The following is a 2405-nucleotide window of genomic DNA, read 5'->3' as shown; positions in this document are numbered from 1 at the left end:
GAGCTTGCGGCGCATCACCAGCTTGTCCTGCGCGTGCAGCAGCGCGTCCGGGCCGGGGTGCACGGCGGCACCCGCGGCGACCAGCTCCCGCAGGTGCTCACCGGGCACGTGCTCGTGGTCGAACGTGACGGCGTCGCAGCCTTGCGCGAACGCGCGCAGCGCGGCCAGGTCGGTGTGGGGACCGATCTGGACGTCCGGCGCGACCAGCGCCGCCGGGTCGTCCGGGGCGGCGGCCAGCACCTTCAACGACTGCCCCAGGGCGATCGCGGCCTGGTGCGTCATCCGCGCGAGCTGTCCGCCACCGACCATGCCGACGACGGGAGTACGAGTGCGGTGGTCCACGGCTACGCAGCTTAAAGACGCCCGCACTGATCATCTCGATGGGGACCGCCGAATGGCGACGTGCGGCACTTTCGCAGCGGCCGAGCGGCTTGCTCGAACTCAGTCCAGCGTGCCGAGCATCGCGCAGGCCGTGGCGTGGTCCTCCGGCAGTGGCTCCTCCTGCACCCGCACCGGCCCGACCGGCCGCAGCGCCGGATCGGCCGCGATCCGCTGCGCCGCCTGCAGCCGAACCTGCTCGCAGCGCTCGGAGAACCGCTCGTCCCGCGGCGCCAGCACCGCAGCCGTGCTCGTGCGCAGCAACGACACCGTCTCACCGGAGTCGAACACCTCCCGCAGCACGTCGGCGGCGAGCACCATGGCCATCATCAGCGGATAGCGGCCCGAAGCCCGCGGCATCTGCACGGACACGCTGATCAGCACGTGGTCGGCGTCCGGGGACCGCCCGGCGGCGCGCGCTCCCCGGTACACCTCGTGCAGCCGGGTCCGCAGGTAGGACGCGGTGGTCAGGCCGGTCAGCGGGTCCTGCACCTCGCGGTCCACGGTGTGCTCGGCCTGCACATCGGCCCAGCCCAGCGCGACCGGCCGCAGCATCGCTGCGGGCACCGCGTCCGGATCGGCCGAGACCAGCCCGTCCTGGTGCGAGCCCGTGCTCACCGCGTGCAGCGCGGCGACGTCCTGCAGCGCCTCGGCGAGCCCGACGCCGGATTCCGCGCGGCCCGCGCCGAGTTCGCCCAGCGGCTCCGCCAGCTCCGCGCCGGTCGCCACCGCGCGGCACACCTCGCGCACCGCCCGGATGCCCCAGTCGCTCGGGAAGGGCCATCCCGCGGCGAGGCTCGCGGTGCGCCAGCGCGCCCGCAGCGCCCGCTCGCCGCCTGCAGCGCTCCGGATCCGTTCAGTCATCTCCGACCCCCTTCGGCAACTGGGACGACCTGCGGGTTCCGGTATGACGCAAGACTGCCTGCGGCGCCTGCGGAGGAGTCGATCACAATGGTGGGCGGTCGGTTCGCACCGCGTTGGCGGATCGACCTCCGGCACCGCGAATGGTTCGATTGGGCGGTTCTTGCGCTGATCGGCGGTGCCGGTGCGCGGCCGTTCGCCGCAGCGCCGACCGGCGTCTCGCCGAAGGGGCGCCGCGACGGATCGAGACAGCGGACCACGAAGGAAGGTGCGGCGTGGCCACAGCCCCGGCAGAAGCGCAGGACCCCAGCGACGGGGAACTGATCGAAGCCGTCCGGCACGGTTCCACCGAGGCGTACGGAACGCTGTACGAACGGCACGTGGCCGCCGCGCACAACATGGCCCGGCAGGTCGCCCGCTCCGGATCGGAGGCCGACGACCTGGTCTCGGAGGCGTTCGCGAAGGTGCTCGACGCGCTGCGCGGCGGGCACGGCCCGAGCACCGCGTTCCGCGCCTACCTGCTGACTTCGCTGCGGCACGTGGCCTACGACCGCACCCGCCGGGAACGCAAGCTGCAGCTGGCCGACGACGTCGCGGAGGTCTCCGGGGCGGATCTGAGCGTGCCGTTCAACGACACCGCCGTGGCCGGGCTGGAGCGTTCGCTGGCCGCGCGGGCGTTCACGCAGCTGCCGGAGCGGTGGCAGACCGTGCTCTGGCACATCGAGATCGAAGGGCAGACCCCCGCGCAGGTCGGGCCGATCCTGGGACTCACGCCGAACGGGGTCTCGGCGCTGGCCTACCGCGCCCGGGAAGGGCTGCGGCAGGCGTACCTGCAGGTGCACCTGAGTTCGCTGGATCCCGAGCAGCCGGGCCTGCAAGCCTGCCGCGCGGCGGTCGGCAGGCTCGGCGCGTGGACCAGGGGCGGGCTGTCCCGGCGGGAAACCGCGCAGGTCGATCACCACTTGGACGACTGCGACCGCTGCCGCGCGCTCGCGGCCGAGCTGGCCGAGGTCAACGGCGGGCTGCGCGCCGTGGTGGCGCCGCTGGTGCTGGGCGCCGGTGCGGCCGCCTACCTGGCGGCGGCACCGGCCGCGGGATCGGTCTCGGCTGCCGGGGCCGGTGCGGCGGGTGCGGCTAACGCGGCGAGTTCGGTGCCGCGGCAGGCG

At 74.1% G+C, this 2405-nt stretch carries 2 protein-coding genes and 1 pseudogene; 1 reads left to right on the top strand and 2 read right to left on the bottom strand.

The features are described 5' to 3' along the window. Together IJH84_RS16845 and IJH84_RS16840 are read right to left on the bottom strand one after the other, a co-directional pair. Positions 1-342, bottom strand: a pseudogene (locus IJH84_RS16845) (5-(carboxyamino)imidazole ribonucleotide synthase); the annotation flags it as partial. Positions 343-441: 99 nt separating this feature from the next. Further along, positions 442-1242 carry a hypothetical protein gene (locus IJH84_RS16840; protein WP_233628525.1) on the bottom strand — a complete coding sequence of 267 codons (801 nt, stop codon included), beginning with the start codon at positions 1240-1242 and terminating at the stop codon, positions 442-444. 272 nt (positions 1243-1514) lie between these two features. Between IJH84_RS16840 and IJH84_RS16835 the strand changes: the two genes are divergently transcribed. Further along, positions 1515-2405: sigma-70 family RNA polymerase sigma factor (locus IJH84_RS16835; protein ID WP_295146073.1), on the top strand; the 891-nt coding region annotated here is incomplete at its 3' end.

This window comes from Saccharopolyspora sp., from assembly GCF_017434145.1.
GTDB classification, from domain to species: domain Bacteria; phylum Actinomycetota; class Actinomycetes; order Mycobacteriales; family Pseudonocardiaceae; genus Saccharopolyspora_C; species Saccharopolyspora_C galaxeae.
The sequence above is the reverse complement of the archived record's forward strand: the minus strand, read 5'-3'. Positions and strand labels throughout refer to the sequence as shown.

What these genes read in the sequence shown, in the direction of transcription:
- IJH84_RS16840 (WP_233628525.1), bottom strand. Translation starts at nt 1,242, where the DNA reads ATGACTGAACGGATCCGGAGCGCTGCAGGCGGCGAGCGGGCGCTGCGG.